The organism is Flavobacterium limi, from assembly GCF_010645075.1.
Taxonomy (GTDB): domain Bacteria; phylum Bacteroidota; class Bacteroidia; order Flavobacteriales; family Flavobacteriaceae; genus Flavobacterium; species Flavobacterium limi.
On record NZ_JAADZV010000004.1, the window covers coordinates 367,593 to 385,100 of the forward strand.

At 34.6% G+C, this 17,508-nt stretch carries 17 protein-coding genes; 13 read left to right on the top strand and 4 right to left on the bottom strand.

The window, feature by feature from the left end:
• Positions 1-54 precede the first annotated feature (54 nt).
• The 4 genes from GXM16_RS11045 to GXM16_RS11060 all read left to right on the top strand — a co-directional run bounded on the left by GXM16_RS11045 (position 55) and on the right by GXM16_RS11060 (position 5,402).
• A complete protein-coding gene (locus GXM16_RS11045) occupies positions 55-2,220 on the top strand; it encodes a TonB-dependent receptor (RefSeq protein WP_163394428.1) in 2,166 nt (721 codons plus the stop codon).
• Between the two features lie 88 nt (positions 2,221-2,308).
• Positions 2,309-3,907 (top strand): PepSY-associated TM helix domain-containing protein, encoded by a 1,599-nt coding sequence (locus tag GXM16_RS11050; RefSeq protein ID WP_163394429.1) that lies wholly within the window; start codon positions 2,309-2,311, stop codon positions 3,905-3,907.
• Positions 3,908-4,115: 208 nt separating this feature from the next.
• A complete protein-coding gene (locus tag GXM16_RS11055) occupies positions 4,116-4,604 on the top strand; it encodes a hypothetical protein (RefSeq protein WP_163394430.1) in 489 nt (162 codons plus the stop codon).
• Between the two features lie 69 nt (positions 4,605-4,673).
• Positions 4,674-5,402 carry an LVIVD repeat-containing protein gene (locus tag GXM16_RS11060; RefSeq protein ID WP_163394431.1) on the top strand — a complete coding sequence of 243 codons (729 nt, stop codon included), beginning with the start codon at positions 4,674-4,676 and terminating at the stop codon, positions 5,400-5,402.
• Here the strand turns inward: GXM16_RS11060 and GXM16_RS11065 are convergent.
• Positions 5,399-6,055, bottom strand: coding sequence for a TrmH family RNA methyltransferase (locus GXM16_RS11065; protein ID WP_163394432.1), 657 nt, complete (start codon positions 6,053-6,055; stop codon positions 5,399-5,401). The two genes, GXM16_RS11060 and GXM16_RS11065, sit on opposite strands and share 4 nt — an antisense overlap.
• A 162-nt stretch (positions 6,056-6,217) precedes the next feature.
• On the opposite strand from GXM16_RS11065, the gene GXM16_RS11070 reads away from it, so the two are divergent.
• From GXM16_RS11070 to GXM16_RS11090, 6 genes are all read left to right on the top strand, one after another.
• Positions 6,218-7,528 carry a BNR repeat-containing protein gene (locus tag GXM16_RS11070; protein WP_163394433.1) on the top strand — a complete coding sequence of 437 codons (1,311 nt, stop codon included), beginning with the start codon at positions 6,218-6,220 and terminating at the stop codon, positions 7,526-7,528.
• A 14-nt stretch (positions 7,529-7,542) separates the two neighbouring features.
• On the top strand, positions 7,543-8,244 hold the full coding sequence (locus GXM16_RS11075; RefSeq protein ID WP_163394434.1) for an SIR2 family NAD-dependent protein deacylase: 702 nt from the start codon (positions 7,543-7,545) through the stop codon (positions 8,242-8,244).
• Positions 8,241-8,417, top strand: coding sequence for a hypothetical protein (locus GXM16_RS22835; RefSeq protein ID WP_229684325.1), 177 nt, complete (start codon positions 8,241-8,243; stop codon positions 8,415-8,417). The genes GXM16_RS11075 and GXM16_RS22835 overlap by 4 nt, the downstream gene beginning before the upstream one ends.
• Before the next feature lie 131 nt (positions 8,418-8,548).
• Positions 8,549-8,932: a sterol desaturase family protein gene (locus GXM16_RS22840; protein ID WP_229684326.1), complete on the top strand. Its 384-nt coding sequence runs from the start codon at positions 8,549-8,551 to the stop codon at positions 8,930-8,932.
• Between the two features lie 79 nt (positions 8,933-9,011).
• Positions 9,012-10,358: an adenylosuccinate lyase gene (purB, locus tag GXM16_RS11085; RefSeq protein WP_163394435.1), complete on the top strand. Its 1,347-nt coding sequence runs from the start codon at positions 9,012-9,014 to the stop codon at positions 10,356-10,358.
• A 277-nt stretch (positions 10,359-10,635) separates the two neighbouring features.
• The gene (locus GXM16_RS11090) at positions 10,636-12,873 is read left to right on the top strand and encodes a cation:proton antiporter domain-containing protein (RefSeq protein WP_163394436.1); all 2,238 of its coding nucleotides are present in this window, start codon (positions 10,636-10,638) and stop codon (positions 12,871-12,873) included.
• Between the two features lie 141 nt (positions 12,874-13,014).
• Here the strand turns inward: GXM16_RS11090 and GXM16_RS11095 are convergent, their stop codons facing one another.
• Both GXM16_RS11095 and GXM16_RS11100 read right to left on the bottom strand, forming a co-directional pair.
• Positions 13,015-13,653, bottom strand: a complete 639-nt coding sequence (locus GXM16_RS11095) for a peroxiredoxin (protein WP_163394437.1) — start codon at positions 13,651-13,653, stop codon at positions 13,015-13,017.
• Between the two features lie 109 nt (positions 13,654-13,762).
• On the bottom strand, positions 13,763-14,674 hold the full coding sequence (locus GXM16_RS11100) for an AEC family transporter (RefSeq protein WP_163394438.1): 912 nt from the start codon (positions 14,672-14,674) through the stop codon (positions 13,763-13,765).
• Between the two features lie 191 nt (positions 14,675-14,865).
• Between GXM16_RS11100 and GXM16_RS11105 the strand changes: the two genes are divergently transcribed.
• The 3 genes from GXM16_RS11105 (at position 14,866) to meaB (ending at position 17,203) form a co-directional block, all read left to right on the top strand.
• The gene (locus tag GXM16_RS11105) at positions 14,866-15,273 is read left to right on the top strand and encodes an Rrf2 family transcriptional regulator (protein WP_163394439.1); all 408 of its coding nucleotides are present in this window, start codon (positions 14,866-14,868) and stop codon (positions 15,271-15,273) included.
• A gap of 55 nt (positions 15,274-15,328) precedes the next feature.
• The gene (locus GXM16_RS11110) at positions 15,329-15,970 is read left to right on the top strand and encodes an NAD(P)-dependent oxidoreductase (RefSeq protein WP_163394441.1); all 642 of its coding nucleotides are present in this window, start codon (positions 15,329-15,331) and stop codon (positions 15,968-15,970) included.
• A gap of 144 nt (positions 15,971-16,114) precedes the next feature.
• Positions 16,115-17,203 carry a methylmalonyl Co-A mutase-associated GTPase MeaB gene (gene meaB / locus GXM16_RS11115; RefSeq protein ID WP_163394443.1) on the top strand — a complete coding sequence of 363 codons (1,089 nt, stop codon included), beginning with the start codon at positions 16,115-16,117 and terminating at the stop codon, positions 17,201-17,203.
• A gap of 35 nt (positions 17,204-17,238) precedes the next feature.
• Here the strand turns inward: meaB and GXM16_RS11120 are convergent, their stop codons facing one another.
• The gene (locus GXM16_RS11120; protein WP_163394445.1) at positions 17,239-17,469 is read right to left on the bottom strand and encodes a hypothetical protein; all 231 of its coding nucleotides are present in this window, start codon (positions 17,467-17,469) and stop codon (positions 17,239-17,241) included.
• Between the last annotated feature and the right edge of the window lie 39 nt (positions 17,470-17,508).

Genomic DNA, 17,508 nt, shown 5'->3' on the forward strand with positions numbered 1-17,508 from the left:
TTTTGGACCTCATCCAAACAAATTGGTTATTCTTTAAAATTTATATAATCCAAAATGAAAAAAATATACTTTACCCTATTAATCATAGGGCAATGTGTCTTTGCACAAAACAAAACGGAGCAGGACACAACGAAATTTCAGGAACTTGAAAACGTTTTTATAACAGCAAATCGTACCGCAACTTTAAGAAAAGAAACTCCAGTTACCATCAGCAAATTGACTGCTAAAACTATTAACGAAGCTAAAGCAACTGCTGTCTATGAAATTATAAATAAAACACCAGGAGTTTTAATGGTCAACTTAGGAAATGAACAGCATATGATGTCGATTCGCCAGCCGATGACTACTAATGCTTATTATTTGTATTTAGAAGATGGCCTGCCGATTCGACCAATGGGAATCTTCAATCACAATGCTTTATTAGAAATCAATCAGTTTAATCTTCAAAGTATTGAAGTGGTAAAAGGCCCGGTTTCTTCTTTATATGGGCCCGAAGCTGTAGGTGGAACTATCAATCTAATTTCGATAAAACCACCTGTTGATCCTGAATTTAAATTTGGAGTTCAGGCTGATAATTATGGCTACAGAAGATTTCAGGCTGCGGGTGGTGCTACAATCGGAAAAGTTGGTTTTCATGTTGCCGGAATATCCAGTTTACAGGAAAATGGCTGGATGACCTATTCTGATTATAATAAAGACAATCTAAACGCCAGAATAGATTACAACATCTCTCCTTCTACCCGATTGATCAGCAATACGATGTACGGAAAATATTATTCTGACATGAGCGGAAGTGTGAATGAAGAAGCCTTTAACAACAGAACTTATAAAAGTACAACCGATTTTACATATCGAAAATCAGACGCTTTAAGAACACGTTTAACTCTTGAACATGACTGGAACAGTAATTCGAGTAGTTATATTACGGGTTATTTACGTGACAACAAATTAGGTCAAAATCCTTCCTACGGAATAAAATGGAGTCCGACAGTAAATCCTACAACTGCAAAAGGCGAAGTAAATTCAAACAACTTTAAGAGTTATGGTGCCATCGGACAGCACACGCAGCAATTTAATTTCTTAAATACCAAACTTGTCTCAGGTGCTTTATATGATTACTCTCCTGTAACCTACTGGTCGTATGTAATTGATTTGAAAGCCAATCTAAATCCGGGAGAAGCAGGAAAACAAACCGTAAATTCGTATGAAATTATTGCAGAACGTCCGGAATCAAAATTAGCAGATTATTCGGCAGATATTTACAATTATGCTGAGTATGCTCAATTGAGTTTTAGTCTTTTTGAAAATTTAGTTTTGACATTTGGCAGTAGATATGACAATATGAAAGTCAATTATGAAAATGCATTAGATAAATCTACCGGAAGTAAAGTCTATGATAAAATAACTCATAAAGCAGGGGCAAATTACAATCCTTTTGAATTTGCAGGATTTTATGGCAACTATTCTCAGGGCTTTGCGCCTCCGGGAATTACTTCAATTTTCAGGGCTAAACCGGGAACTGGCGGTTCAACAGGTGTTCCTGCCGAATTTTATTATAACCTGAAACCGGCAGATTTCGACAACTATGAGATTGGCGGATGGGTTTCCTTCTTTCAAAATAAATTAAACTTTGACTACGCTTTATATTATATGGAAGGCAAAAACGAACTTTTAAGTATTAAACTTGCTGATAATTCAACCGATTATCGTTCTGCCGGAGAAACCCGTCATAAAGGAATTGAGTTTGGTGCTTCCTACCGACCTTCTAAACAATTGAATATTCGTCTTGGCGGAACTTACGCACAGCACACTTATATCGATTTTAAACTTTCAGACAAACCATCAGATCCGGTTCAGAATTTAAACGGAAAAGAAATGCCGGCTGCTCCACGATGGTCCGGAAATTCAGAGGTAAGTTATTACCCAGAGTGGCTTCCAAACCTAAGAACTTCAATCGAATGGCAGCTGGTTGGCAGTTACTATCAGGATCAGATTAATACCGTAAAATATGATGGTTATAATTTGTTCAATGCGAGAATTGGCTACCAATGGAGAAAAATTGAGATTTACGGAAATGTCATGAACTTAACAGATAAATTATATGCTTATAATGTTTCAAGAACGAATGTGACAAACGCACAGCCCACTTATACGGCAGCAGCGCCAAGAACTTTTGTATTCGGAATACAATATAATTTTTCATTAAAAAATAAGTATTAGAAGCTAATCCCGCTTTCGCCTTTATCTTTTTATGGCAGAAAAAGCCATAAAAAGGATATCGGCTCTATCGGGGCTAAAAAAACTAACAATGAGTAAAGAAATAACAGCCAAAAAATCCAAAAAGAAGGATTCTAAAATCGTAAAGAAAATCAAACAGCATATGTACAAATGGCATCGTGCTATTGGTTTAATTACAATTATTCCGGTAATTTTCTGGACATTATCAGGTTTGATGCATCCGTTTATGGCGCATTTTTTTAAACCTGAAATTGCTCATGAAAAACTGGAGCAGCAAACTATTGATCAAAATCAATTGCAATTTTCGATTCAGGAAGTACTGAAACAAAACTTTATCAATGATTTTAAAAACTTTCGGATAGTTCAATTCAACGACAGAACTTATTATCAGGTAAAAATGATTCCCGGGGATTTATTGTATTTTGACACATCGAATGCAAAAAAACTCGAAAACGGTGACCAGAAATATGCCGAATGGCTTTCAAGATATTTTCTGGACGATCAAAAAAGCACTGTCAAAAAAAGTGAAATCGTAACCGAATTCACTTCTCAGTACAAATACGTAAACCGATATTTACCTGTTTACAAATTGAGTTTTGACCGACCTGACACAATGGAAGTGTACGTAGAAACCTCATCAGGCAAACTTGCCACTTTTAATCCGGCTTCCAGACAATGGTTCATCTGGTTTTTTGATGTATTTCATAACTGGTCGTTTATAGATGCGATTTCAAACAACAGCATTCGTATTATTACAATGATTTTCCTGTTATCAATCATTGGATTATCTGCCCTAAGCGGAATCTTAATATACGGTTTACTTTGGAAACAATTCAAAAAGACGGATAGTTTACAACCCAAAAAAGGACTTCGAAAATACCATCGCCAAATTGGGATCTGGGTTTCGCTTTTTACATTAACTTTTGCTTTTAGCGGTGCCTATCACGCTACCACAAAATGGGAGCCATACACCTTATCGCAAATGGTTTACGAACCCACTTTTGAAACTAAAGAAATTCCCGGAGCCAATAATAAGCTCAATTTAGATTGGAATCGTTTTCAAAACATGAGCATTATTACACTAAACGACACAACTTATTATCGTTGTCAGTTGGCTGAAAAAGAAACAAAAAGATTCAAAAAACCAAAATCAGATTCTAAATGGAACAAAAAAGATGATAAAAAATCTGAAGTCGTTTACATCAATGCAACTACAAATAAAATTGCGCCAAACCTGGATTTAGAATATGCCGAATTTCTAGCTTATTATTTTACCGATGGGGCACCAAAAGCTTCGTGCTGCGAAATGATTGATACGTCAGAAGATGATTCTCAGCCTTCATTTGAAAATATAAAATTACTTGAATCAAAAGTTCTGAATGACTTTGAAAGCAGAGAATACGGCTTTGTCAATAAAAGACTTCCGGTCGTAAAATTAGCGTATGACACGCCCGAAAGAACAACTTACTTTATCGAAACTTCAACATCACGACTAGCCGCGGTTATCAATAACTCAGACCGGGTTGAAGGTTATTCTTTTGCCATCCTGCACAAATTTTTATTTATGGACTGGGCAGGAAAAAACATCCGTGACCTGACGATGGTTTTGGCTGCATTGACGATTTTGATTGTGAGTATTCTTGGGGTTATTTTGTTTTTGAAGAAGTAACACAAAACACTGAGATTATCAGTACTAAAGTTTATACTTTACGCATAATAAATTTAAAAATATGATACTAAAGTAACACCTGCAATTTTCAAATAAATTGCGGGTGTTTGTGTTTTTAATATTGGATTATCAACATTAAAAAAACATCAATAAAAATTAAAATGTATGAAAAAAGAACTTTTTAAGTATCTTTATTAAAATAATTCACATGAAAAAAACAGTACTTCTTCTATTAATTATCTCTGCCTTTAGCTCTTGTTTACGTCCTACGAATGATGATTGGGAAGAAAAACAATACAAACCTGTATTACTTCAAAGGAGTGTTTTTGAAAAATCAATTGTGTTAGAGAATCCTCAGCCTATCCTCAAGTCTGGAAAGATTTACATAAAAGGTGATTTGATGTTTATTAATGATATCAACAAAGGCTTTCATGTTTACGATTATTCAGATCCTAAAAATCCTATTCTTTTGCAATTTATAAAAGCGCCGGGAGCAACAGATTTGGCTATAATTGATGACATTATTTACATCAATCAGGCTGTAGATCTGGTCACAATAACATACAATTCTGCTACAAAAAAAATGGACATTACCAACAGGAACAAAAATGTTTTTCCGCAAAAAAGATCCCCAAATGGTTTTTATGGTAATCCCAAGGAAAATGAAATCATAATTGACTGGAAAGAAAACAAATAACACACTTCCAACTTTATTCAACACTATTCCTAGAATTTTAAATAACTGATTTTTTAAACTGACTCTAAAATGAGAAAAATTATATCTTTATTAATTGTTTTATTTTTAATTGGATGCTCTGATTCGGATTCATCTGGAAGTGGTGAAATTGGTCAGGGCGGTTCACTTGCCGTTTTTGCTATAAAAGGCAATTATCTTTATAGTGTGGATGAAATGAAACTAAACGTTTTTTCTTTAATTGACAAAGAGAAACCAGTAAAGGTTAATGAAATCCAGATTGGATTTAACATTGAGACCTTGTTCTCTTATGGAGAAAATCTATATATTGGATCGAGAAACGGAATGTTTATTTATTCTGTTAAAAATCCTGAAAATCCCACTAAATTATCAGCAGTACAACATTTTACGGCATGTGATCCTGTAATTGCCAATGATACCCATTCTTTTGTAACCCTAAATTCAAATACTTTTTGTGGAAATAATATTAATGTCTTACAAGTTTATGACTCAAAAGACCTTAAAAATCCAAAATTAATACATAGCAGAACACTAACAGCTCCCAAAGGAATTGGCTTTTTTAGCACCAATTATCTATTGGTTTGTGATGATGTAATAAAAATATTTGATATTCAGAATCCTATTGAACCCGTATTAGTTCATTCAATAGATAAAAAGTGTTTTGATGTAATCGTTAGAGATAATACTTTATTTGCAATTGGTGATAATGGAATTTATAATTACGAGTTAAACCCGGGAAACATAAAAGATTCAAAATTACTAAGCCAGGTAAATTTCTAATGTTCCTGATAATATCGAGCTTCAATCCGTTTAATATCTTTGATTGAGTTTTTCGCCCAATCCAAACGTTTTACTAAAATTTCTTCATCAGATAATTGCCATTTTATATCAGATCTTCGTAGCCTGTTCGTCAGATTCTGAATGATAATTGCTGCCGAAACAGAAATATTTAAACTCTCCGTAAAACCAACCATTGGTATTTTCAGGAAACCATCGGCTTTGTCCATAATTTCTTTAGACAATCCTTCTTTTTCTGTTCCAAAAAATAATGCGCTCGGTTTTGAAATGTCAAAATCCTCCAGCATACAGTCTTGTTCGTGAGGTGTTGTCGCTATAATTTTGTAACCTTTGCTTTTTAAATCTGAAAGACACCCCGCAACCGAATCAAATCTATTAATATCTACCCATTTCTGAGCACCAAGTGCAATTTCTTTATCGATTCGTTTGCCAAAACGCTGTTCAATAACATTCAGTTCCTGAATTCCGAAAACCTCACAACTGCGCATTACCGCACTTGTATTATGCATTTGGTAGACATCTTCTACTGCAACAGTAAAATGTTTGGTACGATTTTCCAAAACATGCAAAAATCTTTCTTTGCGATTGTCAGTCAGTATATTTTCAAGAAAAGCGAGGTAATCTAAATCAATCATTTTGGTTTTGTTTGCGGCAAAAATAATAATATTTTATCATATCGAAACAAAATGACCAAAACCCAAAAAAAGCTTTCCAATCTAAAACTGGTATGTTTTGATCCGTACTATTTCTAAAAACATTTATTTTTACTGATTACTAACCACCTCAAAACAGCCTTAATGAATAACCTTTTTTGCAAAAGCCTTCTGTGTGCTTTATCCCTGACTTTTTTTGCCTGTGCAACAAAAATTCCCAAAGAAATTCCCGTTGGATATGGCTGGAGCAATAATTCAGTTAATACAGTTAAATTCAGAAAAAATGCGGTAACTACTTTTAAAGACCTTCAGTTTACTGCATATTATGATGAAAATGGAACAGTAGTCTTAGGCAAAAGAAAACTAAATTCTGCTAACTGGGAAATCGTAAAAACACCCTACGCTGGTAATTCAAAAGATGCTCATAACAGCATTAGCATAGGTATAGACGGAGACGGATATGTTCATGTAAGCTGGGATCATCACGACACCAAACTTCGATATGCAAAAAGCAAATCACCTTTAAGTTTAGATTTGGATAAAGAAGAATCGATGACCGGAATTGCCGAACAAAAAGTAACCTATCCTGAATTTTATAATCTGCCGAACGGAAATTTACTATTCTTTTATCGTTCAGGTTCTTCGGGAAGAGGTAATATGATTATAAATTCCTATTCTGTAAAAGATAAAAAATGGTCACAAATTCAAAGTAATCTATTAAACGGTGAAGACAAAAGAAGTGCTTACTGGCAAGCCAAAGTAGATAAAAAAGGCACCATACATATTTCATGGGTCTGGAGAGAAAGCTGGGATGTTTCTACTAATCATGATATTTGTTATGCCCGCTCTTTTGATGGTGGTTTAAGTTGGGAAAAATCAAACGGAGAAAAATACAATTTGCCCATAACGGTCACATCGGCAGAAATTGCGTGGAGAATTCCGGAAAAATCGAGTCTGATTAACCAAACTTCGATGACGGCTGATGAAAACGGAAACCCTTATATCGCTAATTATTGGAACGAAAATGATATTCCGCAATTTCAAATTGTTTATTTAGAAAATGGTAGCTGGAAAAAATCAAATACCGGTTTTCGAACAACTTCTTTTTCTCTGGGCGGCGGCGGTACCAAAAAAATCCCGATTTCCAGACCTGATTTATTAATTAAAGAAGAAGGAAAAAATCGCTATTTGTACCTTCTTTTTAGGGACAGCGAAAGAGAAAACAAAGTCTCAATGACTTACAAGAATTTAAGTATAAACAGCAATTGGAAAGTAACCGACTTAACCTCAACCGCAATAGGAGAATGGGAACCGAATTATGATATTTCACTTTGGGAAAAGCAAAAAAAACTTCATATCTTTCTTCAAAATGTAAATCAGGTTGACGGAGAAGGTCTGGCAAAGTCAGAACCGACAATGGTACGAATATTAGAAGTGAATCAATTACCAAAATAAGTGCAATACAAAAAATGAAAAAGAAATTAGTCGTGCTGACAGGAGCCGGAATAAGTGCCGAAAGCGGTATTAAAACATTTCGCGACAGCGACGGATTATGGGAAGGTCATGACGTGATGGAAGTGGCAACACCGGAAGGCTGGCAGAAAAATCAGGAATTGGTTTTGGATTTTTACAATAAAAGACGCCAGCAGCTAAAAGAAGTCGAGCCTAATTTAGGACATATTATTTTAGCCGAATTAGAAAAAGATTTTGATGTTTACATCATCACTCAAAATGTAGATGATTTACATGAAAGAGCCGGAAGTTCTAAAGTTCTACATTTACATGGTGAATTGCTAAAAGTCAGAAGTACCAAAAATCGGGATTTGATTTTAGACTGGACTGATGATTTAATCACAGGAGATTTAGATGAAAACGGACACCAGCTGCGCCCTCATATTGTTTGGTTTGGCGAAGATGTTCCGGCACTTGAAGAAGCCATTGCCATAACGGAAACCGCTGATTATTTTGCCGTAATCGGAACTTCTCTGCAGGTTTATCCTGCTGCAGGGTTAATCGGTTACACCTATAGTATTACGCCCGTTTTTTATATTGATCCGAAGCCTATTGCCATTCCGAATATTAGAAACAAAGTTGAAACAATTGCAAAATTTGCTTCAGAAGGTGTAGCTGAGTTGAGAGATAAACTATTGAATTTAGAAAAGGCAAAATGATTTTTGAAAGCTGGCTGCAGCAATTAGCGGAATTCAATCTGGCTTATCTGGCTGTTTTCTCTCTGGTTGAAAACTTAGTTTTAATCTATATTTCAGTTTTAATCGGACGAATAATCGAACCTGAGAATACCATTTTAAAAAGTCTGACTTCAAATGGGTCTTTTCAACCCTGATTTGCAATACATTTATAACCGTATTGGGGTTTGAATTGTACAGCTTGGGAATCCTGAAAATAGATTTTTCAGCATCAATTATGCCTTTGTTATTTGATACTTTACTGTTGATTATTTTAATGGACTTTTTCATGTTCTGCTTTCATTTTCTGGCGCATCGCTTAAAATGGTTCAATCCTATTCATCAGCTACATCATACCCATGTTGAAACTAATGTTTACAGCCTGTACGTACTTCATCCTATAGAAACTTTAGGTTTTGGTTTTATATGGCTTTTTTTAATTACAATTTTAAAGTTCAACTTTTTAAGCATCATTATTTACCTAATTTTAAACTTATCGTACGGCATATTTGGTCATCTTCAAAAAGATATATTTCCGGCTTTCTGGTACCGAAATAATTTCACAAAATGGGTTTCGACTACAAAATTCCATAACGATCATCATAAAAATGAATCCCGTAATTATGGCTTTTACTTTACGATTTGGGATAAAATTTTCAAAACCATCATTTAAGACCATAATATAGCTTCCGTAATTTTCAGAAGTTTTAACAATACCTTATATTTGCACCTTTCGAAAAAACAACATAACGATGACTACTCTAAACGAATTGAATGCTATATCCCCAATTGACGGAAGATATAGAAATAAAACCCAAAATTTAGCACCTTTTTTCTCTGAAGAAGCTTTAATAAAATATCGCGTATTAGTTGAAGTGGAATACTTTATTGCTTTATGCGAAATTCCATTGCAACAATTACAGGGCATAGATTCAGATTTATTTGAAAGCCTTCGTAATATCTACAAGAATTTCTCTACGGAAGATGCGCTTTGGATTAAAGAAACTGAAAAAGTAACCAACCACGATGTAAAAGCAGTGGAATACTTCATCAAGGATGCTTTTGAAAAATTAGGTTTATCTCAATACAAAGAATTCATTCACTTCGGATTAACATCACAGGATATCAACAATACTGCAATTCCGCTTTCTACAAAAGAAGCTTTTGAGCAGGTTTATATGCCAACGTTAGTTTCTTTAATTGCAAAATTAAAAGAATTAAGCGTTGAATGGAATGACATTCCGATGTTAGCACGTACTCACGGACAGCCAGCCTCCCCTACCCGTTTAGGAAAAGAAATTCTGGTTTTTGTAGAACGTCTTGAAGAACAGATGCGTTTGTTATTCAATATTCCGTTTGCTGGTAAATTTGGCGGTGCAACAGGAAATTTCAATGCACATCACGTAGCTTATCCACAAATTGACTGGAAACAATTCGGAACTAAATTTGTCGAGACCAGTTTAGGTTTACAGCATTCATTTCCAACAACACAAATTGAGCATTACGATCATTTTGCAGCCTTTTTTGATGCTTTAAAAAGAATCAACAATATCATTATCGATTTAGACCGTGATATCTGGACGTATGTTTCGATGGATTATTTTAAGCAAAAAATCAAAGCCGGAGAAATTGGATCCTCAGCAATGCCACATAAAGTAAACCCGATTGATTTTGAAAACTCGGAAGGAAATTTAGGAATCGCAAATGCTATTTTCGAACATTTAGCGGCTAAATTACCAATCTCAAGATTACAGCGTGATTTAACTGATAGTACTGTTTTAAGAAATGTTGGAGTTCCTGTTGGACACACGATTATTGCTTTTGAAGCTACTTTGAAAGGATTGAATAAATTACTTTTAAACGAAAGTAAGTTTGCAGAAGACTTAGAGAAAAACTGGGCAGTAGTGGCAGAAGCTATTCAAACGATTTTACGTCGTGAAGCGTATCCGAATCCTTATGAGGCTTTGAAAGGCTTAACAAGAACCAATGAAGCGATTGATAAAAATGCAATTCATAATTTTATCGCTACTTTAGAAGTTTCTGATGCCATAAGAGCCGAATTAATGGCGATAACCCCTAGTAATTACACTGGAATTTAAAGAAACCCTAAAATATTTTGTCAAAAAAAGCTATCTTTATCGGGATAGCTTTTTTATTGAATTTATTAGAAGTAGCCAGGATTACTTCACTTAACTTTTATTTTAATAGGAGTTCAGTGAATTTCATTCAGAATGAAAAACCTTTTGTAAAAAAACTATATTTTTTTTGCAGGTACAGAGCGACCAGCGGTAGCTCCTGAAACTGCTTTAAAAATATGTTGTTTGCACAAAAGCTTGAAATGGAAAGCCGGAATAGCTTCTGAACAAAGAAACATTTATGATTGCCTTAACCGCCGCAGCCGAAAGCACACACCACTTACAACCTTTAATCAGTGATCTGGGATTAATCCTGATGACTGCAGGAATCGCCGTTCTGCTATTTAAAAAAATGAAACAGCCTTTGGTTTTGGGGTATCTGATTGCAGGATTTCTAGCCGGAAACCATTTTGATTTTTTCCCTTCAATAACCGACATGAAAAGTGTTGAAGTCTGGGCCGAAATTGGGGTGATATTTTTACTTTTTAGTTTAGGACTCGAATTCAGTTTTAAAAAGCTGATGAAAGTGGGTGGAACTTCATCTATAACTGCTATAACCCAAATTTTATTTATGGTTCTCATTGGTTATTGTGTAGGCCAATGGATGGGATGGGGAAAAATGGATAGTATTTTTCTTGGTGCAACACTTTCAATATCTTCTACAACAATTATTATCAGGGCTTTTGATGAACTGGGCGTCAAAGGAAAAAAGTTCGTTGGAATTGTATTTGGAGCTTTGATTGTTGAAGATATTGTTGCGATTTTAATGCTCGTTTTACTTTCTACTATTGCTGTAAGCGATCAGGTTTCCGGGACAGAATTGCTGCAATCTGTTTTAAAATTGATTTTCTTTTTGATCATTTGGTTCCTGGGAGGGATTTTTATTATTCCGACCATACTCAAAAAAGCAAAACATCTTCTGACAGATGAAATGCTGCTGATTATTTCATTAGCTATGTGCTTAATGATGGTTATTTTTGCCGCAAATGTTGGTTTTTCTCCTGCTTTAGGCGCTTTTATAATGGGTTCTATTATTGCAGAAACTACACAGGCTGAAAAAATAGAGCATTTAATTCAGCCCGTAAAAGATTTATTCGGAGCTGTATTTTTTGTATCTGTGGGAATGTTAATTAATCCGGATACCTTGATTACATATGCATTACCTGTAGCTATTATTACATTACTGACTATTTTTGGAAAAGCATTGAGTTCTTCGTTTGGCGCACTTTTATCCGGACAGCCTCTTAAACAATCTGTACAAACCGGAATGAGTCTGGCGCAAATTGGAGAGTTCTCTTTTATTATTGCAACATTAGGAATGACATTGAAGGTTACAAGTGATTTCCTATATCCAATAATTGTTGCTGTATCTGCCATTACAACTTTTACAACACCTTTTTTAATTAAGTATTCAGAATCGTTCGCTCATGCTTTAGAACAAAAGATGCCGAAAAAATGGGTCAAAAACATCAATCGTTACAGTGTAAATGCTCAGGCAATTAAATCGGTCAGTACCTGGCAAATTGTACTGCGCTCTTCGATAACACAAATTATCCTTCACACGATAATTATTACCGCAATCATTTTATTGTCATCTAAATTTGTGGCGCCTTCAGTAGCTGATACCAGATTTGGAAATACATTAGCAGCTTTATTGACTTTAGTTATAATTGCTCCGTTTTTATGGGCACTTTCGCTGCGTCGTGTCAAAGTGGACGAAGTTGAAAGATTATGGGAAGAACGTAAATATCGCGGGGCTCTCCTGATGCTAATCTTAATCAGAATGAGTATTGGATTATTTTTTGTTGGATTTTTATTAAATATTTTCTTTTCCCCAACGGTTGCTTTTGTTGCCCTGATTATTGCAATTGTAGCTTATCAAATATTCCCAAAAAAATTAAACGAGCAATATCACAAAATCGAGAATCACTTTTTAAAGAATTTAAATGACCGTGAAAACAAAAAACTTGACAGAAGATATGCCAATCTAATGCCCTGGGACGGACACATGTCTATATTCGAAATTGGAAAAGAATCGAACCTGGCCGGAAAAACATTAGAAGAACTGCATATCCGCGAACAAATGGGAATTAATATTGCGTATATAAGACGTGGTGAAATCACAATTCCAATTCCAACTAAAACTGAGCGTTTATTTCCCGGTGATGAAATTTGTGTAATTGGTACCGATGCCCAAATTACTGAGTTTAATAAATATTTAACCCAAAATGAGATTGAGGCCCCTAAAAATGTAGAAGAATCTGAAGTTGTACTGCGTCAGCTGGAAATTTCGAATGAAGACTTTATGGAAAAAAGCATTGGACAATTTAGGGGAAAAACCGGTGGAATGGTAGTTGGGATTGAGAGAAACGGAAACCGAATCCTAAACCCTGAGTCCAGTTTGATTTTACAGCAAAATGATATTATCTGGGTCGTTGGGGATAAGAAAAAAATGGCTGAGTTGATGAAGAAAGCTTAAAAAAGGTTCTGAGTTGCTAAGGCACTCAGGCACTAAGCTTTTTTCTTAAATGAAATTCTAAAACAAAAATAGCTAAGTTTCTATAAAGATAAAAAACCTTAGAAACTTAGCTACTCAGAAGCTTAGAAGCTAAAAAAAAACTTATTTATTTGGCTGTGGCGTCAAACGCAAATAGGGTTTGATTGGTGTATGTCCTTTTGGGAATTTTGCCGGGATATCACTATCCGGAATTGCCGGTGCAATTACCACATCCTGACCATCTTTCCAGTTTGCCGGAGTTGCTACACTATAATTTGCTGTTAACTGTAAACTGTCAATAACACGAAGCAACTCGTCAAAATTTCTTCCTGTCGAAGCAGGATAGGTCAAAGTCAGTTTTATTTTTTTATCAGGTCCAATTACAAAAACAGAACGTACTGTAAACTTATCGCTTGCATTAGGATGCAGCATATCATACAAATTTGCTACTTTTTTATCCTCATCAGCTATGATTGGGAAATTAACTTCTGTATTTTGAGTTTCATTGATATCTTTTATCCACTCCTTATGAGAATCTAAACCATCAACGCTTAAAGCAATGACCTTTGTATTTCTTTTAGTAAATTCAGGAACGTAATTGGCTACAGTTCCTAATTCAGTTGTACAAACCGGAGTAAAATCTGCAGGGTGCGAAAATAATACACCCCATGAATCTCCTAGCCATTCATGAAATTTAATTGTTCCTTGTGTGGTTTCAGCCTGAAAATCCGGAGCTATATCGCCTAATCGTAATGTTGACATAATTATATTTTTTTAGTTCCTCTAAAATTAACTAAAAAATGTGTTCGGAAAACAATCAAAATTTAAAAATTAGTTAAAATTCTATTTCCCCTATATAATTAATTCACAATTAAATAAAACTCACAATAAAGTACCATATTGCGAGGGTTAGAAAGGAAATCGGAATTCCAAAACCCACCATCATACTGCTTAATTTTGGTTTTAAGCCATAAGTAGAAGCTAAAATTGCGCCCGTAATCATGGGTGCCATAGCGGTTTCCATAATCGTAATTTTTATAGGTTCTGAATGCTGGTTGAAAATAAAGACGTATAAAACCAAAATGACAACCGGAACTAAAACAAGTTTAAATAAAAGTCCAAGCCGTAAAAATTTCAAATGCCTGCTTTTCCGGTCAAAACTTAACTGCAATCCGACTGATAACAATGCCAACGGTGTTACCAAACTTCCTATTTTTAATAAAATAAATTCAAGATCTAAATTCAATTCATAATCATAAACATTCATTAAGCAAGCCAGAACAAACATTATAAAAGGAGGAAATAATATTATTTTCTTTATGATACCAAAAGTATCTGGAGTACCTTTAGAATAAAAGGCGGCAACAAAAACCCCTAAAGTTGAAACTACCACAAAGGTTCCGGGCTGATCAACCAAAATTGCAGTTTCTAAACCCTTTTTTCCAAATAATGCTTCAATTATCGGATAACCAAGGAAAGACGAATTGCTTAACCCAGCTGTTAAAATCAAACAGCCAATCAATTTATTAGACCATCCTAATCTTTTTCCTAAAAAATGAAAAAATGCTAACGCCAGAATAAAAGTAATCCATCCTGCCCCTATCGGAAACAATAATTCATTACTCCATTTTATTTTCGGAATATGACATAAAGTAATCGCCGGAAGACATACATAAACGACAATTTTGTTCAGGATTTTATAAAAACCAACTGGAAAACCTTTTACTTTTTGCAAAAGCAGTCCTAAAAATAAAAAGAAGAATATTATAATAAAGTTATTCATATTGCCAGTTCATGGCAAAAATAGTCATTTATTACTTAGTGATCAGTGAAAAGTGAATAGTAATTAGCTAATTTAATCCACTATCTTCTTTACATTGAATTACTTTTTAATAATTAGCATCCAATAAAAAAAGTTAAAATTAGGTTTGATATTATAAAACATCTTACATTTGTAACATAATTTATTACAGTATGCTTTCAGGTAAATTTGCCATAACGATTCACATTCTTACTTTGCTCACTAAATTCCCGAATGACTTTTTGTCTTCAGAATTTATTGCGGGAAGTATCAATTTGAATCCCGTTTTGGTTCGAAAAGAAATTGCCAATTTAAAAGCACACCATATTGTTGAAAGTAAAGAAGGGAAAAACGGAGGTACAAAATTAGCCAAAAATCCCACCGACATTACCCTGAAAGAAATATTTCAAATGACTTTTGACACGATTAATTTGGGCTATGCCAAAAATCAACCCCATCCGGATTGCCCTGTTGGAAAGAAAATCAATGAAAATTTATCGGTATTGTATGCCGATTTGAACGAAAAAGTAAGTTTAGAACTGAAAAACATAACATTAGAAGATTTTTCAAATCATTTTTAAGCTATTTTTTACCCAAAACTGTAACATTTTTTATTACTAAATAAATTTATATATTATGAAAATCGCAATTATTGGAGCAACAGGATTTGTTGGCTCAGCCCTTGTAAATGAATTCGCAAACAGAAAACATGAAGTTACAGCAATAGCCAGAACCCCTAAGGATACTGCAAATGCAAAATGGGTATCTGCAGATGTCTTTAACGTTGATGCATTAGCTGAAATTTTAAAAGGACATGACGCTGTTATTAACGCATTTAATCCGGGATGGTCAAACCCAAATATTTACGAAGATTCAATTAAAGGATCAAAAGCGATTCAGGAAGCTGTTAAAATATCGGGCGTGAAACGCTTTATCACTATTGGAGGTGCAGGAAGTTTGTTTGTAGCACCTGGTTTACAAGCTATTGACACACCCGATTTTCCAAAAGAAATTTACGATGGTGCCAATGCTGCCAGACATTACTTAGATATTATTAAGGAAGAAAAAGAACTGGATTGGGCATTTTTTAGTCCTGCTTTTGAAATGCATGCCGGAACAAAAACAGGAAGAACCGGAAAATACCGTTTAGGCTTAGAAAACCCAGTTTTTAATAATGAACAAAGAAGCATTTTATCTGTAGAAGATTTAGCAGTTGTTATTGCTGACGAAATCGAAACTCCAAAACACCATCAGGTTCGGTTTACCGCCGGATATTAATCAGACACAAATTTTACAAATTAGCACAGATTTAAAAAGTGGAATAATTAATTCGTGTTTTCACAAAAAACAGTTTCCAGGGCAATTTTCTGCTTTTGAAACTGTTTTTGTTTTCAGTACTTTTACAACTCTAAAAAATGCGTTTTGTCAAATTTCAATAAACAAACCGGAAGTTCAACTGAGAAAGCTGGAATTTCATCTCCCGAAATCACCAATGCATCGGCTATCAGCCAAATTAAAAACAAACGCAGACAACAGCCATCTGTTGAGGAATTAATTTCAGGAATACTATCCGAAAACCGAACAGCCTTAAGCCGTGCAATCACCTTAGTAGAAAGCACAAATCCGGAACATGCTGAAAAAGCAAATGAGGTCATTAAAGGATGTTTGCCTGAAGCTAACAAATCGATTAGAATAGGTGTTACAGGTGTTCCCGGAGTTGGAAAAAGCACTTTTATTGAAGCTTTTGGAAAACATCTAACCACATTTGGGAAAAAAGTGGCAGTATTAGCAGTTGATCCAAGCAGTTCACTTTCTCACGGCAGTATTTTAGGTGATAAAACCCGAATGGAAGAATTAGTAAAAGATGAAAATGCTTTTATCAGGCCGAGTGCTTCCGGTGAAACTTTAGGTGGAGTGGCCAGAAAAACCCGAGAATCTATTATTCTTTGTGAAGCTGCAGGTTTTGATACTATTATCATTGAAACCGTTGGTGTAGGTCAAAGCGAAACGGCCGTTCATAATATGGTTGACTTTTTTTTATTACTCAAAATTTCAGGCGCCGGTGATGAACTTCAGGGTATCAAACGCGGTATTATGGAAATGGCAGATGCGATTGTAATCAACAAAGCCGACGGAGACAATATCAAAAAAGCAAACTTAGCCAAAGCTGAATTTAATAGGGCATTGCATTTATTTCCTTCCAAAAAATCAAGCTGGCAGCCAAAAGTTACGACTTGCAGTGCCATAACCAAAGATGGTATTTCAGAAGTTTGGAAAACAATTTCGCAATATTTTGAAATGACTCATGAAAATGGCTTCTTTAAGACAAAAAGAAAAGAACAAAATCAATTCTGGATGATGGAAACCATTGAAGAAAAATTGAAATCAGACTTTTACAGCCAGCCTGAAATTATTGCAGAACTGGAAAAAATCAAAAAAGCGGTGCAAAATAATGAAATATCACCTTTTGCAGCCGCTCATTTATTATTGGATAAGTATAAAAAAATATAACCCTTTCTATTTTTAGCACAGAAAATTTTATTCTTTCAACGAATATTCCCTATTGAATTTTTAACAGTATCATGTTTCGTTTTCAAGCGTTTTTTATCTAATGCAAGAACAGTTGGAGCCTGTATTTCTAATGCAGTTTTCAACTCTGATGCCGAAGTAGTTTTAGCTGTTTTTTCTTTTACATTTTTACTATCCTGAGCTTTTACGTTTGCTAAGCAACATAATGCAAGTGCTGTTGTGAAAATTGCTGTTTTAAAATTTTTCATGTTGGTTGAGTTTAAATATTTATAATAGATAAACAAACA

Excerpts from the sequence above, each read along its gene's own strand:
- GXM16_RS11045 (WP_163394428.1), top strand. The coding sequence starts at position 55 with ATGAAAAAAATATACTTTACCCTATTAATCATAGGGCAATGTGTCTTT.
- GXM16_RS11050 (WP_163394429.1), top strand. The coding sequence starts at position 2,309 with ATGAGTAAAGAAATAACAGCCAAAAAATCCAAAAAGAAGGATTCTAAA.
- GXM16_RS11055 (WP_163394430.1), top strand. The coding sequence starts at position 4,116 with ATGAAAAAAACAGTACTTCTTCTATTAATTATCTCTGCCTTTAGCTCT.
- GXM16_RS11060 (WP_163394431.1), top strand. The coding sequence starts at position 4,674 with ATGAGAAAAATTATATCTTTATTAATTGTTTTATTTTTAATTGGATGC.
- GXM16_RS11065 (WP_163394432.1), bottom strand. The coding sequence starts at position 6,055 with ATGATTGATTTAGATTACCTCGCTTTTCTTGAAAATATACTGACTGAC.
- GXM16_RS11070 (WP_163394433.1), top strand. The coding sequence starts at position 6,218 with ATGAATAACCTTTTTTGCAAAAGCCTTCTGTGTGCTTTATCCCTGACT.
- GXM16_RS11075 (WP_163394434.1), top strand. The coding sequence starts at position 7,543 with ATGAAAAAGAAATTAGTCGTGCTGACAGGAGCCGGAATAAGTGCCGAA.
- GXM16_RS22835 (WP_229684325.1), top strand. The coding sequence starts at position 8,241 with ATGATTTTTGAAAGCTGGCTGCAGCAATTAGCGGAATTCAATCTGGCT.
- GXM16_RS22840 (WP_229684326.1), top strand. The coding sequence starts at position 8,549 with ATGTTCTGCTTTCATTTTCTGGCGCATCGCTTAAAATGGTTCAATCCT.
- purB (WP_163394435.1), top strand. The coding sequence starts at position 9,012 with ATGACTACTCTAAACGAATTGAATGCTATATCCCCAATTGACGGAAGA.
- GXM16_RS11090 (WP_163394436.1), top strand. The coding sequence starts at position 10,636 with ATGATTGCCTTAACCGCCGCAGCCGAAAGCACACACCACTTACAACCT.
- GXM16_RS11095 (WP_163394437.1), bottom strand. The coding sequence starts at position 13,653 with ATGTCAACATTACGATTAGGCGATATAGCTCCGGATTTTCAGGCTGAA.
- GXM16_RS11100 (WP_163394438.1), bottom strand. The coding sequence starts at position 14,674 with ATGAATAACTTTATTATAATATTCTTCTTTTTATTTTTAGGACTGCTT.
- GXM16_RS11105 (WP_163394439.1), top strand. The coding sequence starts at position 14,866 with ATGCTTTCAGGTAAATTTGCCATAACGATTCACATTCTTACTTTGCTC.
- GXM16_RS11110 (WP_163394441.1), top strand. The coding sequence starts at position 15,329 with ATGAAAATCGCAATTATTGGAGCAACAGGATTTGTTGGCTCAGCCCTT.
- GXM16_RS11120 (WP_163394445.1), bottom strand. The coding sequence starts at position 17,469 with ATGAAAAATTTTAAAACAGCAATTTTCACAACAGCACTTGCATTATGT.